The organism is Nocardiopsis halophila DSM 44494 (assembly GCF_000341245.1).
In the GTDB taxonomy this organism is placed as follows: domain Bacteria; phylum Actinomycetota; class Actinomycetes; order Streptosporangiales; family Streptosporangiaceae; genus Nocardiopsis_A; species Nocardiopsis_A halophila.
Genome location: NZ_ANAD01000138.1, coordinates 65,716 through 82,284 on the forward strand (window position 1 = coordinate 65,716; position 16,569 = coordinate 82,284).

A 16,569-nucleotide genomic window follows, 5' to 3' on the forward strand; every position below is an offset into this window, starting at 1 on the left:
TCAGATCAACCCCTCGGTGTCCTCGCGCAGCTTCACGCCCTGGCGGAACGCCTCGGACAGCGCGGCGATCACGAGCCCGGCCACCAGCGGCGTCAGCGACACCCCGAACCCGAAGACGACCGCCTCGGAGACCGCGGGGGCCTGGGCGGAGAGCCGGTCGACGGCCAGCGCCCGCACCAGCGGCACCGCGACGGTTCCGGCCAGCACCAGTCCGGCCACCATCTGCAGCCGCCGGGGGTTGGCGGGCGCGAAGGCGTCGCCGTCGCGCAGCGTGGCGGCCATGCGGATCACGAGCACCAGCACCGCCAGGGCCAGCGCCCCGGACAGGAGCGTCGGCCCCTCGGTCAGCAGGCGCTGCCCCAGTGACGGGTCGGTGACGACCAGGGCCGCCTCCCGGGTCCCTTCGACCGCGATGCCGTCCCCCGACAGCCCGGCCGGCGCCGACACGGCACGGTCGAGCTCGACCGGGATCCGCACCTCGGACACCCCGATCCCCGCCATACGGGCGATCGGGAGCGCCACCGCCAGTCCGCCCATCAGGACGGCGGCCACCCACAGCACCGCCATCAGTGCACGCCCGTCGTTGCGGTCCCATCGCACACGGACCACCTCCTCCAGTGAGACTCTATCGTTTTTCGATATTATCGATAAACGATAAGCAACCGTCGACCCCGCTCCGACGTCCGAAGCGGTACGTAAGCTCACGAACGGTGCGCGGCCCCGTGCCTGCACCGCCACCCCCCACTTCCACCGCGAAGGAGCGCGTTTGCCGGCGATCCGCCTGCCCGAGCACCTGGAGCCCCTGCTCAGCGACGAGCCGGTGCTGGACGTGTACGAGTACGGGCCATGGCAGGTGCCCGACGACCTCGTCCCCGAGCTCTCCTCCCTGCTCTCCCTGGTCATGTCCGACCAGCGCGGCCTGGAGTTCCCCCCGGACTCGCCGCGCGGCACCCCCGAGGCGCGGCGCCGGCGCCTGGCCGGCGACGTGCTGGACGCGCTGATCTACGTCTCCGGCGCACTGCGGATCAACGCCGGCAGCCACTCCTGCCTGCCGTCGCTGCTGATGCGCGACCACATCCGCGGGGTCACCCCCGACACCGACCCCGTGCGATGGATCTTCGACACCCTGGAGATCCCGCCGTTCTACGGCCTGATGGAGGTCGCCGGGACCCCCGAGTCCCGGGAGGCCGTGCTGGCCCTGCTCCGCGACGTCCTGGACGCGGTCGAGGGCGTCGCCCCCTGGGAGCCCCGCCGCACAGCACTGCTGCGCCTGCTCGACCGCCGCGCCGGCACCCCCGGGCCGCACCGCTTCGACCTGACCGCCCCGCCCCGCGAGGTGCGCCGCGCCTGGGCCGCCGACCTCACCGAGCACGAGTTCCCCGCCGTACCCGAGTTCGCCCCGCCCGAGCGGTTCCTGCCCTGGGCCTGGGAGCACTTCGCCGAGGCGCACGAGTCGCTGCGGTCCATCGCCCACGGGGTCCCCGACCTGGAGGAGATGGTCACCGCCATGGCCCTGGGCCTGGACCTGCCCGGGCTGCCGCCGGTCGCCTCCGCCGTGCTGGACCGCGACGACTACCTCGAGCAGGCCGAACGGTTCGCCCGGCTCAAGGGGGACCACGACGCCGAGGCGTTCAAGCGCGGCGCCCGCACCTGGCTGTGGGAGGCGGCCGCGGCCGGGGCGTTCGACGCCTGCCGCACCTGGCTCGACATGGGCACCCGGTGCGCGGTCGCGCTCGCCTCCGGCGACGACGACCTGCTGGCCAAGCCGGCCTCCGGCACACCGCTGCCCGTCTTCGGGTTCCAGCTCGACGTGCGCCGGTTCTGCGCGCCCCCGCGCCGCATCGCCTCCGTGCCCGCGGTCCCGGGCTCAGAGGGGTCCGGGGACGGAGCGGCCACGGGGCCCGGAGGGGCGCCCGAGCGCCCCCGCGGCGCCCTGGAGGAGCTGGACGCCCTCGTCGGCCTGGAGCAGGTCAAGCGGGAGCTGCGCACGGTGCACGCCGAGGCGGAGGCGGAGCGGATGCGCGAGCACGCGGGCCTGCGGACGGCCGGCCCCGCCCGGCACCTGGTCCTGACCGGCGGCCCCGGGTCCGGCAAGTCCGCCGTCGCGCGGGTCCTGGCCGGCCTCTACGCCGAGACCGGCCGGCTGCGCAGCGGCCGGGTGGTGGAGACCGACCGCGCCGAGCTGCTCGCCGACTACGCCGGCCAGGTCACGGCCCAGGTCGGCCAGGTGGTCAAGGGCGCGCTGGGCGCGGTGCTGCTCATCGACGACGCCTCGGCCCTGACCGAGTCCGACGCCGCCCGCAGCCTGGGCTACGACGCGGTCAACGCCCTGATCCGGCAGATGGACGAGCACCCCCGCGACCTGGTCGTGGTGCTGGCCGACACCGAGGAGCGGATGGGCCGCTTCCTGAGCGCCAACCCCCGGCTGGCGGCCCGCTTCCCGCGCCGCCTGGCCCTGCCCCGCCCCACCGGGGCGCAACTGGCCCGGATCATGGAGGCCATGGCCGGGGAGCAGCGGGCCGAGCTGGGCCCAGGGGCCCGCGCCAAGGCCGAACAGGTGCTGCGGCGCAGCGGCGGCGGCCCCGGCACGGCCGGTGCGCACGCCGCCCGCGCCCTGCTCGACCGCGCACTGGCCCGGCACACGCGGCGCCGGTCCGAACAGGGCGGAGGGGACCCCGGACCGCGGACCGTCCTGTCGGCCGAGGACGTCCCGGACACGGCCGCCGCCGGGCCCGCACCGCACACGCGCACTGCGGGCGGCGGGGACGGCGGCGACCCGGTGGCCGCCCTGGACGGCCTGGTCGGGCTGGAGTCGGTCAAGCGCGAGGTCCGGCTGTACGCGGCCGAGGCCCGGGCCGACCGGCTCCGGGCCGAGGCGGGCGCGGCCGTGCAGGCGCCCGCCCGGCACATGGTCTTCACCGGCAGCCCGGGCACCGCCAAGACGACCGTGGCCCGGATGCTCGGCACGATCTACGCCGACCTGGGCCTGCTGCCCTCCGGCCACCTGGTGGAGGTGGGCCGCGCCGACCTCGTCGGCGAGTACATCGGGCAGACCGCCCCCAAGGTGGAGCAGGCGGTGCGCCGCGCCCTGGGCGGGGTGCTGTTCATCGACGAGGCCTACGCGCTGAGCCAGTCCGACTCGGGCAACGACTTCGGCCCCGAGGCCGTCTCCACCCTGCTCAAGCTCATGGAGGACCACCGGGAGGACCTGGTGGTGGTCGTGGCCGGATACGAGAAGGAGATGGAGCGCTTCCTGGCCTCCAACCCGGGGGTGGCCTCCCGCTTCCCGCGCCATGTCGGCTTCGCCGACTACACCGACGAGGAGCTCACCGAGATCTTCGCGCACATGGCCGCCGAGGCGGGGTTCACCGTGGGCGAGGGCACGGGGGAGCGGGTGCGGCGGCTGCTGTCGAACGCCCCGCGCGACGGGGCGTTCGGCAACGCGCGGCTGGTGCGCAACCTGCTGGAGCGGGCCACCGCGCTGCAGGCCGAGCGGATCACCGACGGGGCCGTGCGGCCGCCCGAGGAGCTGCGCGAGCTGTTGCCCGCCGACATCCCCGCCACCGTCGGGGCGCGCGTGGGCGCCGTCCCGCCGACCGACCCCCTGGTGCGGCTGGACCGCCTGGTGGGCCAGGAGCCCGCCAAGCGGGAGCTGCGCGCGCTGGACGCGCGGGCGCGGGTGGAGCAGGCGCGGCGCCGGGCCGGGATCACCGCCCCGGGCGCCGTCGACCACATGGTCTTCCTCGGCGCCCCGGGCACCGGCCGCACCACCGTGGCCGAGCTGGCCGGGGCGGTGTGCGCCCGGCGCGGCCTGCTCTCCTCGGGCCACGTGGCGCCGGTGGACCGGGAGGGCCTGGTCGGCACGCTGCCCGGGCAGAGCACGGCGCTGGTGCAGAGCGCGGTGCGAGCCGCGGCCGGGGGCGTGCTGCTCATCGAGGACGCGCACACCGTGCTGCCCCGCCCCTCCTCGGGGGCCGCGGCCGAGGAGGCGGCCGAGGCGCTGGTCCGGCTGGTCCGCGAGCACCGCAGCGACCTGCTGGTGATCGCCTCCGGCGACCCGGCCGAGCTGCCCGCCCTGCTGGACGCGCGCCCCGGGCTCGGGGCGCTGTTCACCCGCCGGCTGCGCTTCCCCGACCTGGCCGTGGAGGAGCTGGTGGCGGTCTTCACCGACCGGGCGCACCTGGCCGGGTTCCGGGTGGCGGCGGGGGCCGCCGCGGCCGCACGGGACCTGCTGGCCCGGGCCCGGGCGGCCGAGCGGGGCACGGCCGCCCCGGCCAACGCGCGGCTGGCGCAGGCGGTGTTCGAGCTGACCGCCCGCAACCAGGCGTCCCGCATCGCCGGGGGCGACCTGGGCGACGCCGGCGTGCTGCGCGAACTCACCGCCGAGGACGTGCCCGCACAGCCGCCCGACCGCGCGGCCGAGCGCCGCACGGGCATGTACCTGTGACGCGCGGCCGGGCCTCCGCTCCGGCGGCGGCCCGGCCGCCCCGGCCCGGCCTGATCAGCCGAACAGGTCGCCCATCAGGCCCGAACGGCGGCTGACCAGGGCATCGATCTGCTGCTGCACCATCGCCCGGACGTCGACCCCGCCCTCGTAGGGGAGGTGGAAGCCGCCGATGCGGTCCACCAACTCGGTGAGCAGGCCGCCGCGCTTGTCTGCCTCGATGACCACCTGGACGCCGCGCTCGTCGGCGACGAAGGTCAGCTCCAGCTCCTTCATCCGGTCGGCGTAGGCGGGCCCGGGCCGGAACTCGATCTCCTGGTAGTAGGGCAGCTCCGGCCGCGTCCCCTTGATGTGGCCGCGCTCGATGTCGCTCTTGAAGAACGCGAAGCCCAGCTCCCTGAGCACGTCGAGGACGGCCTGCTGGGGCGGAAGCGGGTGCACGAGCAGCGGGTCGAGGTCGGTCTCGTCCAGCGCGCCGCCGATGTCCACGTGGGTGCGCAGGCCGAGCTCCGAGCCGGGCATCGGGGCGCCCCAGGCGGCGCTGAGCGGGGCCTGCACGCTCAGCGGGTACTCGAACGGGATGCGTCGCCGCTCACCGGGGGCGAGGACGAAGGGACCGGTCACCCCGAAGGCGCCGGCGTCGACCGTCCTCAGGCGCTCGCCCTCGTCGGTCTCCACCTCGGCGCGGGTGCGCAGTTCCAGGTCGATGCGGTTGACGTTGGCCTCGGCCTCGCCTCCCACCAGGTCGATGCGGCCCTGGACCCGCTCACCGGGGCGGACGTCGGGCCGGGCCAGGACCGTGTCGATCGTGGGGCCGCCGATGATGCCGGTCGCGGCCAGGAGGCGTTTGAAGACCATGTCGTCCTTCCGGGTGGGATCGCGCTCGCGCTCATGGGACGCCCGGACGGTGTGCGGAGTTCCCGGTGGCCCGGACGGGCCGCCCCGGAGCGCCCGCGGATCAGGCGATCCACGCGCGCACCCGGTCGGCGGCCCCTCGGCGGGGTGGACGTCGACGGGAGCGCCGACCGGGTGGGACGGGCCGCCTCAGGAGGAGGGCGCGCCCTCGGCGTCCAGGTCGCTCGCGAGCATCTTCGCCAGGTCGGCGACGGCGGCCTCGGCGCCCTCGCCCTCGGCGGCCAGGGTGACGGTGTCGCCGTGGCGGGCGCCCAGGGCCATGACCGCCAGCAGGCTGCGGGCGTCGACCGGCGCGCCGCCGTCCTTGGCGATGGTCACGGGCAGGCCGGTGGCGGCGGCCGCCTGGACGAACAGGCTCGCCGGTCGGGCGTGCAGGCCGACCGGGGATCCGATGGCGACGTCGGTGCTGGGCATGGGGCCTCCTCAGGGGGCGCGGACGGCGGGGGTCGGTGGTGACGGGATCGGGGACGCGGGCTCGGGGACAGAGGCGGGGGACAGACGGCCTGCGGGCGGATCCTCCGGATACGTGCGGGGACGCCGGCAGGGGCCCACAGGATCACGTCCGTCCGGGACCGGTGCCGGAAACGGGTCAGACCGCGGCGGCCTGGGCGGCGGGCTCCTCGGCGGGGCGGCGGCCGATGCTCTTCAGGGCGACGACGGCGCCCGCGGTCACGGCGGTGCCAACGGCCAGCGCGGCCAGGAACAGCAGCGGGTGGCCGATCAGCGGGGTCACCCAGATGCCGCCGTGCGGGGCGCGCAGGGTGGCGCCGAACCCGGCGGTCAGCGCCCCGGTGACGGCCGATCCGGCCATGATGGCGGGGATGACGCGCAGCGGGTCGGCCGCGGCGAAGGGGATGGCGCCCTCGGTGATGAAGGAGGCCCCGAGCACCCAGGCCGCCTTGCCGTTCTCCTGCTCGGCCCGGCTGAAGAGCCGCCGGCGCACCACCGTGGCCAGGGCCAGGCCCAGGGGCGGCACCATCCCGGCCGCCATCACCGCCGCCATGACGGTGAACTCCACGTGGTCCCCCGACGCGCCCGCGCCGACCGCGGTGAGCCCGGCGGTGGCGAAGGTGTAGGCGGTCTTGTTCAGCGGACCGCCCATGTCGAAGGCCATCATGGCGCCGAGCAGCGCCCCCAGCAGCAGGAGGCTGCCGCCGGTCAGCGACCCGAGCCAGTCGGTCAGCGCCCCCATGAGCGCCGCCAGCGGCCGCCCGAGGACCACGAACATCGCCAGGCCGGTGACGAACGAGGCGACCAGGGGGGTCACCACCACCGGCATGATGCTCCGGATCGCCGAGGGGACCTTGAGGCGGGTCAGCCCGAGCGCGACGAACCCGGCCAGGAACCCGGCCACCAGGCCGCCCAGGAAGCCGGCCTCCACGGTGAGCGCCGCCGCTCCGCCCAGGAACCCGGGCACCAGCCCGGGGCGGTCGGCGATGGCGTAGGCGATGAACCCGGCCAGCACCGGGACCAGGAACCCGAAGACCGCCGATCCGGTGAGGAAGAGCAGCGCGCCCCAGGCGTGCGCGGACAGCGGGTCGAAGCCGTCGACGACCTCGGAGGGCTCGGCGTCGGCGATGCCGTAGCCGCCGACCATGAAGGCCAGCGCGATGAGGATGCCGCCGGCCGCGACGAACGGGATCATGTACGACACACCGGTCATCAGCCACTGGCGGACGCGGGTGCCGGCCCCGGCGCCGGAGGTGACCTTGGTGGCCGGGGCAGGTCCCGCCCCGGCCGCCTCGGCCGCCCCGGCGGGCCCGGGGGAGGCCGGCGCCTCGCGGGCGGCGGCCGCCGCCCGTTCCAGCACCGCGTCGGCGTCGCTGATCGGCGCCTTGACCCCCACGTCGACGAAGGGCTTGCCGGCGAACCGGTCCCGGTCGCGGACCTCCAGGTCGGCGGCGAAGACGACCGCGTCCGCGGCGGCGACCTCCTCGGCCGACAGCGGGGGCGAGCCCGCGGCCCCCTGGGTCTCGACCCGGATCTCGTGCCCGGCGCGGGCGGCGGCCTGCTCCAGCGCCTCGGCCGCCATGTAGGTGTGCGCGATGCCTGTGGGGCACGACGTGACGGCGACGAACCTCATGGCGCCGACACCTCCCTGTTCACGATCTCGGCCACCGCGGCGGCGTCCGGGGCCTCCAGCAGCGAGGAGCGGAACCCCTCGTGCATGAGGCGGCGGGCCAGCGAGGCCAGGACGGTCATGTGCGCCTCTCCCCCGCCCTCCGGGGCGGCGATGAGGAAGAGCAGGGTGGCGTCCCCGTCGGGGCCGCCCCAGTCCACACCGCCCGGGACGGTCCCCACGGCCAGCGACGGGGCGCCGACGTGGGCGGAGCGGGCGTGCGGCAGGCCGACGCGTCCGGGCATGCCGGTGGGCATCTGCTCCTCGCGCGCGGCGACGTCGGCCAGGAAGCCCTCCAGGTCGGTGACGCGGCCGGCGGCGTACAGCGCGGCGGCGAGCTCGCGCACCGCCGCGTGCCGGTCGGCGGGGCGCATCCCGGTGCGGACGGTCTCCTCGGTGGTGAGCGGGGGAGCGGCGCCGGGCGGACCGGGCGCGGCGGTATCGGGCGCGGACGGCTCGGGGGCGCGGGCACGCCTGCGGAACAGCGCCATGGCTCACAGCTCCTTGATGAGCAGTTCGGGTGCGGGGTCGGCGACGACGCGCACCTGCTCGGGGTGCAGGTCGCCGGGTCCGGGGACGGTGCTTCCGGGCAGCGCCGCCGCGGCGCGGCCCCAGGCGACGGCGGCGGCCAGCCGCTCCTGCGGNCCAGGTAGCCGGCCAGGGCGCAGTCGCCGGCGCCCACGCTGCTGCGCGGGGCGAGCGCGGGCCCGCCGGCCCAGGCGCTGGCCCCGCGGTCGACCAGCAGGGCGCCGTGCCGCCCGAGGGTGAGCAGCACCGCGCCGTTGCCGGGGGCCAGCGCGCGGCGGGCGGCGGCCACCGCGTCGCCGACGGTGGCGAGCTCCTCGCCGGCCAGCTCGGCCAGCTCGGCGTCGTTGGGCGTGACCAGGTCCAGGCCGCCGCCCTCGACGGCGGCGCGCAGCGCCGGGCCCGAGGTGTCCACCGCGACGCGCACCCCGGCCCTGGCCGCGGCGCGGGCCAGCCGGGCGTACAGGTCGGCCGGGGCGCCCTCCGGCAGGCTCCCGGCGGCCACCAGCCAGCGGGGGCCCGCGGCCAGCAGGGCGTCGGCGGCCTCCACCAGGGCGCGGGTCTCGGCGCCGGTGAGCGGGGCGCCCGGCATGTTGATCTTGGTGGTGGTGCCGGCGGCGTCGGTCAGCGTGACGTTGCTGCGGGTGGGGGCGGCCACCTCGACGCGCTCGCAGGGCACGCCCTGCTCGGCCAGGAGCGCGGCGAGCTCGGCCCCGGGCGCGCCGCCCAGCGGGAGCAGGGCGGTGGTGGCCGCGCCGTTGCGGTGCAGGGCGCGGGAGACGTTCACGCCCTTGCCGCCGGGGTCGGTGGACCAGGCGCGGGCGCGCAGCACCTCGCCGGGCAGCAGCGCCCGGACCTCCAGCGTCCGGTCGACGCTGGGGTTGGCGGTGACGGTGGTGATCACGCCAGCACCACCCGCGGCCCGGCGGCGCCCAGCTCCTCGGCCAGGCGGGCGTCCAGCCCGGCGTCGGTGACCAGGCAGTCGACCTCGGAGAGGTCGGCGAAGCGGGCGAACCGGTCGTCGCCCACCTTGGTGCGGTCGGCCAGCAGCACCACGCGGCGCGCGGCGCGCACCATCCGCCGCTTGGCCTCGGCCTCGGAGGTGTCCGGGGTGGTCAGGCCGCGCTCGGCGGAGACGCCGTTGGTGGCGAGGAAGGCGGCGTCGACGTAGACCTCCTCCAGCACCCGCAGCGCCCAGCCGCCCACGGCCGCCTGGGTGCGGGGGCGCACCCGGCCGCCGATGAGCAGCGGGGTGATGCCGGGCCGGGAGGAGACCAGCGCGGCGATCGGCAGGGAGTTGGTGACCACGGTCAGCTCGCGCCCCGGGGGCAGGCGCTCGGCCAGGCGCCGGGTGGTGGACCCGGCGTCCAGCAGCACGGTGCCCTCCTCGGGCAGCTCGGCCAGGGCGGCCTCGGCGATGCGGTCCTTCTCGGCGGCCATCAGGGCGTCGCGCTGGGGGAGGGCGGGCTCGAAGCCGATGCGCTCGATGGGGATGGCGCCGCCGTGCACCCGGCGGACGGCGCCGGCCCGCTCCAGCGCGGTCAGGTCGCGGCGCACCGTCTCGTGGGTGACGTCGAACTCCTCGGCGAGCGCGGCCACCTCCACCCGCCCGTCCTCGCGGGCGCGTTCGAGGATCGCCCGGCGCCGCTCTTCCCCGTACATGTGGTTTCTCCTGTGTTTCCGTGTGGTTATGTGTGAGTTTAAGCATGCATCCCACACGAACACAAGAGTGACTTCACGGGCCGCCGCCGTTTCTCCCCAGGTGGGCGGCGCCCGAGGGGGACGAGGCAGGGCGCGGTCGGACGGAACCGGACGCCGACCCCGCACACCCGGACATCGGTCGTCGCTCGGACGACGACCGGAACGGGCCGCCGGACAGGCCTTACAGGCGCTTGGCGAACCAGTGGTCGGCGTAGGGCCCCTGGCTGAAGGGGGCGACCTCCGTGTAGCCGTTCGCCGCGTACAGCCTCCGGGCCTCCGCGAGGTCGCTGCGGGTGTCCAGGCGCACCAGGCCGGCCCCGTGCCCGGCCGCCGCGCGCTCCGCCGCCGCCAGGAGCGCGGCCCCGCCCCCTTCGCCCCGCGCCTGCGGGTGCACGAAGAGGCGCTTGACCTCGGCCACCCCGCCGTCGAACCAGCGCAGGGCGACGCACCCCACCGCGGCCGGCGCCCCGCCGCCCCTGCGGGCCAGGAGGAACAGGCCCGTGGGCGGGGCCAGGGCGTCGCTCGGTTCCTCCTTCATGGCGGCGTCGATGTCCGCCTCGGACGCCGGACGCCCGGAATAGCGGGCGACGATGTCGCGGTAGTACTCGCGCAGCACCGCCTCCGCCTCCGGGCCGTCGACGTCGGCAGGGCCGATCACCCAGTTCATCCGCATCCCGCTCTCCCTTCCGCAGATGGCGAGGCCTAGAATCCGTAGACGTTTCGTGTCCCACGTCACTTTGCACCCTCCACGCTGGAAGACGGCCATGCCTCCGCTCCTCGCCCGGCCCGACCGCACGCAGTCGACCGCCACCCTCGTCGCGGCCAGGAGCGTGTCCGAGCGCCTCAAACACGGGCTCAACGGGCCCGGGAGCAGGGGCGCCGCCCGGCGGCTCCGCCGGCTGCTGGGCGCGCGCGGCCTGGCGCTGTCCGACCTGTCCGGCCGGACGGTCTGGTCCGGGCGGCCCGCCGAGCACGCCGACACCGCTCCCCTGCTGGACGCCGTCCTGCGCGAGGGCGCGCCCCGCGGCAGCGCTCCCCTGCAGGCCGCACCACTGCACGCCAACGACGAGCTGGCTGGGGCGCTGATGGTGCACGGCGACGTCGGCCCCCGGGCGGTCCGGGAGGCGGCGCTGCTCGTCGCCCGCGCGCTGGAGAGCGGCCGGCTGGAGGCCTCCGCCGAACGCGCCGCCCAGGCCGAGTTCCGCGCACTGCGCGCCGAGATCTCCCCGCACTTCGTCTACAACGCGCTCACCGTGATCGCCTCGCTCGTGCGCTCCGACCCCGACCGCGCCCAGGACCTCATGCTCGACTTCGCCGACTACACCCGCTACAGCCTCGCCCGGCACGGCGACTACACCACCGTCTCCGAAGAGTTCCACGCCATCGAGACCTACCTGGCCCTCCAGCGCGCGCTGCTGGGCGACCGGTTGCGCGTCCAGGTCCGGGTGGCCCCCGAGGTACTCGGCGTCGCCGTCCCCTACCTGGTGCTCCAGCCCCTGGTGGAGAACGCGGTACGGCACGGCGTCGAACCCGGTACGGGCACCGGCCTGGTGCAGGTCTCCGGGGAGGCCGAGGGCAACGACTGCGTCATCGGCGTGGAGGACGACGGCCCCGGCATGCCGCCCGAGCGCGCGCGGGAGGTGCTCTCCGAAGAGGGCGAGGACGGCGACGCCGTGGGCCTGGCCAACGTCGACCGCCGCCTGCGCCACGTCTACGGCCCCTGGTACGGGCTGGTGGTGGAGACCGCCGAAGGCGCCGGCACCCGGGTCGTGGTGCGGGTCCCCCGCTTCCAGCCGGGGGTGCTGCCGTGACCCCGCGCCCGCATCCCCCGCACCGTCCGCACCGGCCCGCCGCCCGGCTGCGGGTCCTGGCCGTCGACGACGTGCGTCCCGCGCTGGAGGAGTTCGCCCGGCTGCTGGAGGCCTCGCCCGACGTGGCCGAGACCGCCACCGCCGACGACGCCCTCGGCGCGCTGAAGAAGATCCAGGCCGAGCGGTTCGACGCGGTCTTCCTGGACATCTCCATGCCCGGCCTGGACGGCCTGGAGATGGGCTCGCTGCTGGCCCGGCTGAGCGAGCCCCCGGCGATCGTGTTCGTCACCGCCCACGAGCGCCACGCGCTCACCGCCTACGGCATCGGCGCCGTCGACTACCTGCTCAAGCCGGTGCGCGCCGAACGGCTGGCCGACGCCCTGGACAAGGTCGCGCGCGCCGTGCGGGGCGCCCCCGTGCCCGGCGAGGACGCCGGCCCCGAGCCCGACCCGCTGCCGGTGCTGCCGGTGGAGACCGCCGGCCGCACCCGGTACGTGCGCCGCGGCGAGGTGCTCTACGCCGAGGCCAAGGGCGACTACGTGCGGCTGCACACCCGCACCGCCGACCACCTGGTGCGGATGCCGCTGTCCCGGCTGGAGGAGTACTGGGGCGGCTACGGGTTCGCCCGGGTGCACCGCGGCTTCCTGGTGGCCCTGGACGCCGTTCTCGAACTGCGCAGCGACTCGGCGGGCGGCCTGCTCGCCCACACCGACGTGGGCGACGTCCCGGTGAGCCGTCGGCACGCGCGCGAGCTGCGCGAGCGGCTGCTGCAGGCGGCGCGCAGCGGCGAGCTGGGCGGGCGCGGCTGATGGACCGCCCCCGCCGCACCGCCGTCACCAGCCCGCAGACCCGCCTGGCGCACGCCCGCGGCCGGGCCCGCGGGCGCTGGCGGGTGGCCCGGCTGGACCCGGGCGACGCCGAGCGCGCCGCGGAGCTGCTGCGCCGCCAGCGCCGCCAGGCCGCGTGCGCGCTGGTGCTCACCGCGCTGGTGCTGGCCGGGCTCCCGGTGCTGCTGTGGGCCCGGCCCGACCTGGACGGGGTCCGCGTGCTGGGCGTGCCCGCCTCCTGGCTGGTGATCGGCGCGCTGCCCTACCCGGCGATGGCCGCGGTGGGCTTCTGGCAGCTGCGGCGCGCCGAGCGGATCGAGCGCGGACGCTGATGGTCGCCTTCGCCGCCCTGGCCCCGCTGCTGCTGGCCACCCTGGTGATCGGGCTGCGCGGGGTGGCCGCCATGCGCACCACCTCCGACTTCCTGGTGGCCTCGCGGCGCGTGTCGCCGCTGCTCAACTCGGCGGCGGTGTCGGGGGAGTACCTGTCGGCCGCCTCCTTCCTGGGGGTGGCCGGGCTGATGCTCAAGGACGGCGCCGGCGCGCTGTGGTACCCGGTCGGGTTCGCCGCCGGGTACCTGGCGATGCTGGTCCTGGTGGCCGCCCCGATGCGCCGCTCGGGTGCGCTGACCGTGCCCGACTTCGCCGAGGCCCGGCTGGGCTCGCCCGGGCTGCGGCGGCTGGGCGCGGTGGTGGTGCTGGTGGTGGCCGGGCTCTACCTGGTGCCGCAGCTGCGCACGGCCGGGCTGGTGCTCAGCGCGGTCAGCCCCACCCCCTACTGGGTGGGGGTGGTGACCGCCGGCGCGGTGGTGGCCACCGCGCTGGCGCTGGGCGGCATGCGCGCCGCCACCTACGTGCAGGCCTTCCAGTTCTGCCTGAAGCTGGTGCTGTTCATCGTCCCGGCGGTGTGGCTGCTGGCGCTGGCCGGGCCCGAGGTGCGCGGCCAGGCGGTGGAGCCGGCCGAGTTCACCCACTTCGAGCGGGACACCGCGGTCTCCTTCCAGACCGACGCGGTGCTGCGGGTGGACGAACCCGTGGGGATCACCGAGCGGGACGGCACCCGGTGGACGGCGGCGGTCGGCGAGCACCGCGTGGGCGCGGGGCGCACGCTGGTGTTCGACGAGGGCGACCGGGTCCCGTCGGTGCTCGGCAGCGCCCCGCCCGGCGGCCCCGACTGGCACCGGCCGCTCCTGGGCGCGGCCGACGACGGCCCGCCGCTGCTGGCCACGCTGTCGGTGCTGACCGCGACCGTGCTGGGCACCATGGGGCTGCCGCACGTCATCATGCGCTTCCACACCAGCCCGGACGGCCGCTCGGCCCGCCGCACCGCCGCCATCACGGTGGCGCTGCTGGGGGTGTTCTACCTGTTCCCGGGGGTCTACGGGGCGCTGTCCCGGGTGCTGGTGCCGCAGCTGTACCTGTCCGGGGCCACCGACACCGCGGTGGTGGCGCTGCCCGCCCAGCTGGACCAGGGCTGGCAGGGGACGGTCCTGACGGCGCTGCTGACCGCGGGGGCGTTCGCCGCGTTCCTGGCCACCTCGATGGGGCTGCTGCTGGTGATCGCCGGTGCGGTCGCGCACGACCTGCTGCCGGGCGGGCTGCGGCGGCTGCGGGCGGCGGTGCTGGCGGCCGCCGCGGTGGCGGTGCTGCCCGCCCTGGCCTCCGCCGGGATCGACGCGGGGATCCTGGTCACCTGGGGGTTCACCGTGGCGGCCTCGACCTTCTGCCCGCTGCTGGTGCTGGGCATCTGGTGGCCGCGGCTGACCCCGGCGGGCGCGCTGGCGGGGGTGGCGGCCGGGCTGGCCGCCTCCTCGGGGGCGATCGCCGCGGCCCTGTTCGGGCCGGACCTGCCGGGGTGGGCGGGGGTGCTCATCGCCCAGCCGGCGCCGTGGACCGTCCCGCTGGCGTTCGCCGTGATGGCGGGGGTGTCGCTGGGNGCTGCACCTGGACGACGACCACCGCGGGCCGTCGCTGCGCTGAGACGGGCGGGGCCGGAACCGGCCCCGCCGCTCATCGCGCGGGAGCGACCGCTCACCGACCGCTCGGCGCACACCCGCGCGGTTCCTCCCCGGGCAGGTTACGTGCGGATGTCCCGCTCCCTACTGTGGCGTGGAGCACATTCACCCGTTCCCCCTGGAGGTGTGGCGTGACCGGAACCGGCATCGAGCGCGACGTCGGCGGCGCCCCGGACGACCGATGGCGCGAAGTCCAGTCGGGGCCCGAGTTCACCGAGCTCCGGCGGCGGCTCAAGGTCTTCGTGTTCCCCCTGACCGCGTTCTTCATCGCCTGGTACCTGCTGTACGTGCTGCTGGCCGTGTTCGCCCCCGGGTTCATGAGCACCCCGGTGGCCGGCAACGTCAACGTCGGCATCGTCTTCGGCCTGCTGCAGTTCGTGACGACGTTCGTCATCACCGGCCTGTACGCGAGCTACGCCAACCGGCGGCTGGACCCCGTCGCCGGGCGGCTGCGCGAGCGCCTCGAGAGCGAGACCGCGCGCCAGGAGCAGGACCGGGAGGAGGACCGATGAGCGAGATCAACCCGGTGCTCAACATGAGCATCTTCGGGCTGTTCGTGGCGGTGACCCTGTTCATCGTGTTCCGCGCCAGCCGCAACACCCGCACCGCGGCGGACTACTACGCCGCCGGGCGCTCCTTCACCGGGCCGCAGAACGGGTTCGCGATCGCCGGCGACTACCTGTCGGCCGCCTCGTTCCTGGGCATCTGCGGCGCCATCGCGATCAACGGCTACGACGGCTTCCTGTACTCCATCGGGTTCCTGGTGGCCTGGCTGGTCGCGCTGCTGCTCGTGGCCGAGCTGCTGCGCAACACCGGCAAGTTCACCATGGGCGACGTGCTGGCCTTCCGGATGCGCCAGCGCCCGGTGCGGGCCGCCGCCGCGCTGGCCACCCTGGCGGTGTCCTTCTTCTACCTGCTGGCCCAGATGGCCGGCGGCGGCAGCCTGGTCAACCTGCTCATGGGCATCGAGGGCGAGGCCGGCCAGGCGATCGTGATCGCCGTGGTGGGCGTGGTGATGATCCTCTACGTCCTCATCGGCGGCATGAAGGGCACCACCTGGGTGCAGATCATCAAGGCGGGCCTGCTCATCGCCGGCGCGCTGGCGATGACCGTGTGGGTGCTGGCGCTGTACGGCTTCAACCTGTCCGAGCTGCTCGGCCGGGCGGCCGCGCGGCCGGACGGCGCGGGCCAGGACCTGCTAGCCCCCGGCGCCAAGTACGGCGAGAACCTGCTGACCCAGCTGGACTTCATCTCCCTGGCACTGGCCCTGGTGCTGGGCACGGCGGGCCTGCCGCACGTGCTGATGCGGTTCTACACCGTGCCCACCGCCAAGGAGGCCCGCCGCTCGGTGGTCTGGGCGATCTCCCTGATCGGCCTGTTCTACCTGTTCACCCTGGTGCTGGGGTACGGCGCCGGCGCCCTGGTGGGGCCCGAGGAGATCAGCTCGGCTCCGGGCGGGGCGAACGCGGCGGCGCCGCTGCTGGCGCTGGCCCTGGGCGGCCCGCTGCTGCTCGGGTTCATCGCCGCGGTGGCCTTCGCGACCATCCTGGCGGTGGTGGCCGGCCTGACGATCACCGCATCGGCGTCCTTCGCCCACGACGTCTACGTCAACGTGCTGCGCAAGGGCAAGGAGTCCGCGGTCAACGAGGTCAAGGTGGCCCGGGTGACGGCGCTGGTGATCGGCGCCTGCGCGATCGCCGGCGGCATCCTGGCCAAGGACCAGAACGTGGCGTTCCTGGTCGCGCTGGCCTTCGCGGTGGCCGCCTCGGCCAACCTGCCGACCATCCTGTACACGCTGTTCTGGCGGCGGTTCAACACCACGGGCGCGCTGTGGAGCATGTACGGCGGGCTGGGCGCCGCGATCGTGCTGATCGTCTTCTCCCCGGCGGTGTCCGGCAGCGAGACGGCGATGGTCCCCGGCGCGGACTTCGCGCTGTTCCCGCTGAGCAACCCGGGGCTGGTCTCCATCCCGCTGTCCTTCCTGCTCGGCTGGCTGGGCACGATGCTGTCCAAGGACCCGGCCGACCCGGAGAAGCAGGCGGAGATGGAGGTCCGCTCGCTCACCGGTGCGGGGGCCGAGAAGGCCGTGGCGCACTGACGCCCGCGGGGGAGGGCGGCGCGGCGCGGCCCTCCCCCGCCCCGCGGGGAACGGTTCCGGGGGGCCCGGCGCGGCTTCGGGGGCCCAGGAAGGGCCCACGAAGCTTGACAATCCG

The 16,569-nt window shown here is 75.9% G+C and carries 14 protein-coding genes and 1 pseudogene; 7 read left to right on the plus strand and 8 right to left on the minus strand.

Annotated features, from left to right (window positions below; genetic code table 11):
• On the minus strand, positions 1 to 600 hold the full coding sequence (locus tag D450_RS0116685) for a DUF2975 domain-containing protein (protein ID WP_017539800.1): 600 nt from the start codon (positions 598 to 600) through the stop codon (positions 1 to 3).
• 166 nt (positions 601 to 766) lie between these two features.
• On the opposite strand from D450_RS0116685, the gene D450_RS0116690 reads away from it, so the two are divergent.
• Positions 767 to 4,447: an AAA family ATPase gene (locus tag D450_RS0116690; protein WP_017539801.1), complete on the plus strand. Its 3,681-nt coding sequence runs from the start codon at positions 767 to 769 to the stop codon at positions 4,445 to 4,447.
• Between the two features lie 54 nt (positions 4,448 to 4,501).
• Here D450_RS0116690 and D450_RS0116695 read toward each other — a convergent pair whose 3' ends face one another.
• From D450_RS0116695 to D450_RS0116725, 7 genes and pseudogenes are all read right to left on the minus strand, one after another.
• Positions 4,502 to 5,302, minus strand: coding sequence for a sporulation protein (locus D450_RS0116695; RefSeq protein ID WP_017539802.1), 801 nt, complete (start codon positions 5,300 to 5,302; stop codon positions 4,502 to 4,504).
• A gap of 186 nt (positions 5,303 to 5,488) precedes the next feature.
• Entirely contained in the window at positions 5,489 to 5,773 is a 285-nt protein-coding gene (locus tag D450_RS0116700; protein ID WP_017539803.1) for an HPr family phosphocarrier protein, read from the minus strand.
• A 175-nt stretch (positions 5,774 to 5,948) separates the two neighbouring features.
• Positions 5,949 to 7,442 (minus strand): PTS fructose transporter subunit IIC, encoded by a 1,494-nt coding sequence (locus D450_RS0116705; RefSeq protein WP_017539804.1) that lies wholly within the window; start codon positions 7,440 to 7,442, stop codon positions 5,949 to 5,951.
• A complete protein-coding gene (locus D450_RS0116710) occupies positions 7,439 to 7,969 on the minus strand; it encodes a PTS sugar transporter subunit IIA (protein WP_017539805.1) in 531 nt (176 codons plus the stop codon). Before D450_RS0116710 ends, D450_RS0116705 begins: the two co-directional genes overlap by 4 nt.
• Before the next feature lie 212 nt (positions 7,970 to 8,181).
• Positions 8,182 to 8,907: pseudogene (locus tag D450_RS32570) on the minus strand (1-phosphofructokinase family hexose kinase); the annotation flags it as partial.
• Positions 8,904 to 9,665, minus strand: coding sequence for a DeoR/GlpR family DNA-binding transcription regulator (locus D450_RS0116720; protein WP_017539806.1), 762 nt, complete (start codon positions 9,663 to 9,665; stop codon positions 8,904 to 8,906). The gene D450_RS0116720 and the pseudogene D450_RS32570, both read right to left, overlap by 4 nt.
• A 220-nt stretch (positions 9,666 to 9,885) precedes the next feature.
• Positions 9,886 to 10,377, minus strand: coding sequence for a GNAT family N-acetyltransferase (locus tag D450_RS0116725; protein WP_017539807.1), 492 nt, complete (start codon positions 10,375 to 10,377; stop codon positions 9,886 to 9,888).
• A gap of 91 nt (positions 10,378 to 10,468) precedes the next feature.
• On the opposite strand from D450_RS0116725, the gene D450_RS0116730 reads away from it, so the two are divergent.
• From D450_RS0116730 to D450_RS0116755, 6 genes are all read left to right on the plus strand, one after another.
• The gene (locus tag D450_RS0116730; protein WP_017539808.1) at positions 10,469 to 11,515 is read left to right on the plus strand and encodes a sensor histidine kinase; all 1,047 of its coding nucleotides are present in this window, start codon (positions 10,469 to 10,471) and stop codon (positions 11,513 to 11,515) included.
• On the plus strand, positions 11,512 to 12,324 hold the full coding sequence (locus D450_RS0116735) for a LytR/AlgR family response regulator transcription factor (RefSeq protein WP_017539809.1): 813 nt from the start codon (positions 11,512 to 11,514) through the stop codon (positions 12,322 to 12,324). Before D450_RS0116730 ends, D450_RS0116735 begins: the two co-directional genes overlap by 4 nt.
• Positions 12,324 to 12,674: a hypothetical protein gene (locus D450_RS0116740; RefSeq protein ID WP_017539810.1), complete on the plus strand. Its 351-nt coding sequence runs from the start codon at positions 12,324 to 12,326 to the stop codon at positions 12,672 to 12,674. Before D450_RS0116735 ends, D450_RS0116740 begins: the two co-directional genes overlap by 1 nt.
• Positions 12,674 to 14,491: a sodium/solute symporter gene (locus D450_RS0116745; protein WP_017539811.1), complete on the plus strand. Its 1,818-nt coding sequence runs from the start codon at positions 12,674 to 12,676 to the stop codon at positions 14,489 to 14,491. The genes D450_RS0116740 and D450_RS0116745 overlap by 1 nt, the downstream gene beginning before the upstream one ends.
• A complete protein-coding gene (locus D450_RS0116750; RefSeq protein WP_017539812.1) occupies positions 14,488 to 14,868 on the plus strand; it encodes a DUF485 domain-containing protein in 381 nt (126 codons plus the stop codon). The genes D450_RS0116745 and D450_RS0116750 overlap by 4 nt, the downstream gene beginning before the upstream one ends.
• On the plus strand, positions 14,865 to 16,454 hold the full coding sequence (locus tag D450_RS0116755) for a solute symporter family protein (protein WP_017539813.1): 1,590 nt from the start codon (positions 14,865 to 14,867) through the stop codon (positions 16,452 to 16,454). Before D450_RS0116750 ends, D450_RS0116755 begins: the two co-directional genes overlap by 4 nt.
• Positions 16,455 to 16,569: the final 115 nt, after the last annotated feature.

Coding starts and splice junctions, on each gene's coding strand:
- D450_RS0116725 (WP_017539807.1), bottom strand. CDS start 10,377: ATGCGGATGAACTGGGTGATCGGCCCTGCCGACGTCGACGGCCCGGAG.
- D450_RS0116740 (WP_017539810.1), top strand. CDS start 12,324: ATGGACCGCCCCCGCCGCACCGCCGTCACCAGCCCGCAGACCCGCCTG.
- D450_RS0116695 (WP_017539802.1), bottom strand. CDS start 5,302: ATGGTCTTCAAACGCCTCCTGGCCGCGACCGGCATCATCGGCGGCCCC.
- D450_RS0116720 (WP_017539806.1), bottom strand. CDS start 9,665: ATGTACGGGGAAGAGCGGCGCCGGGCGATCCTCGAACGCGCCCGCGAG.
- D450_RS0116705 (WP_017539804.1), bottom strand. CDS start 7,442: ATGAGGTTCGTCGCCGTCACGTCGTGCCCCACAGGCATCGCGCACACC.
- D450_RS0116700 (WP_017539803.1), bottom strand. CDS start 5,773: ATGCCCAGCACCGACGTCGCCATCGGATCCCCGGTCGGCCTGCACGCC.
- D450_RS0116710 (WP_017539805.1), bottom strand. CDS start 7,969: ATGGCGCTGTTCCGCAGGCGTGCCCGCGCCCCCGAGCCGTCCGCGCCC.
- D450_RS0116755 (WP_017539813.1), top strand. CDS start 14,865: ATGAGCGAGATCAACCCGGTGCTCAACATGAGCATCTTCGGGCTGTTC.
- D450_RS0116730 (WP_017539808.1), top strand. CDS start 10,469: ATGCCTCCGCTCCTCGCCCGGCCCGACCGCACGCAGTCGACCGCCACC.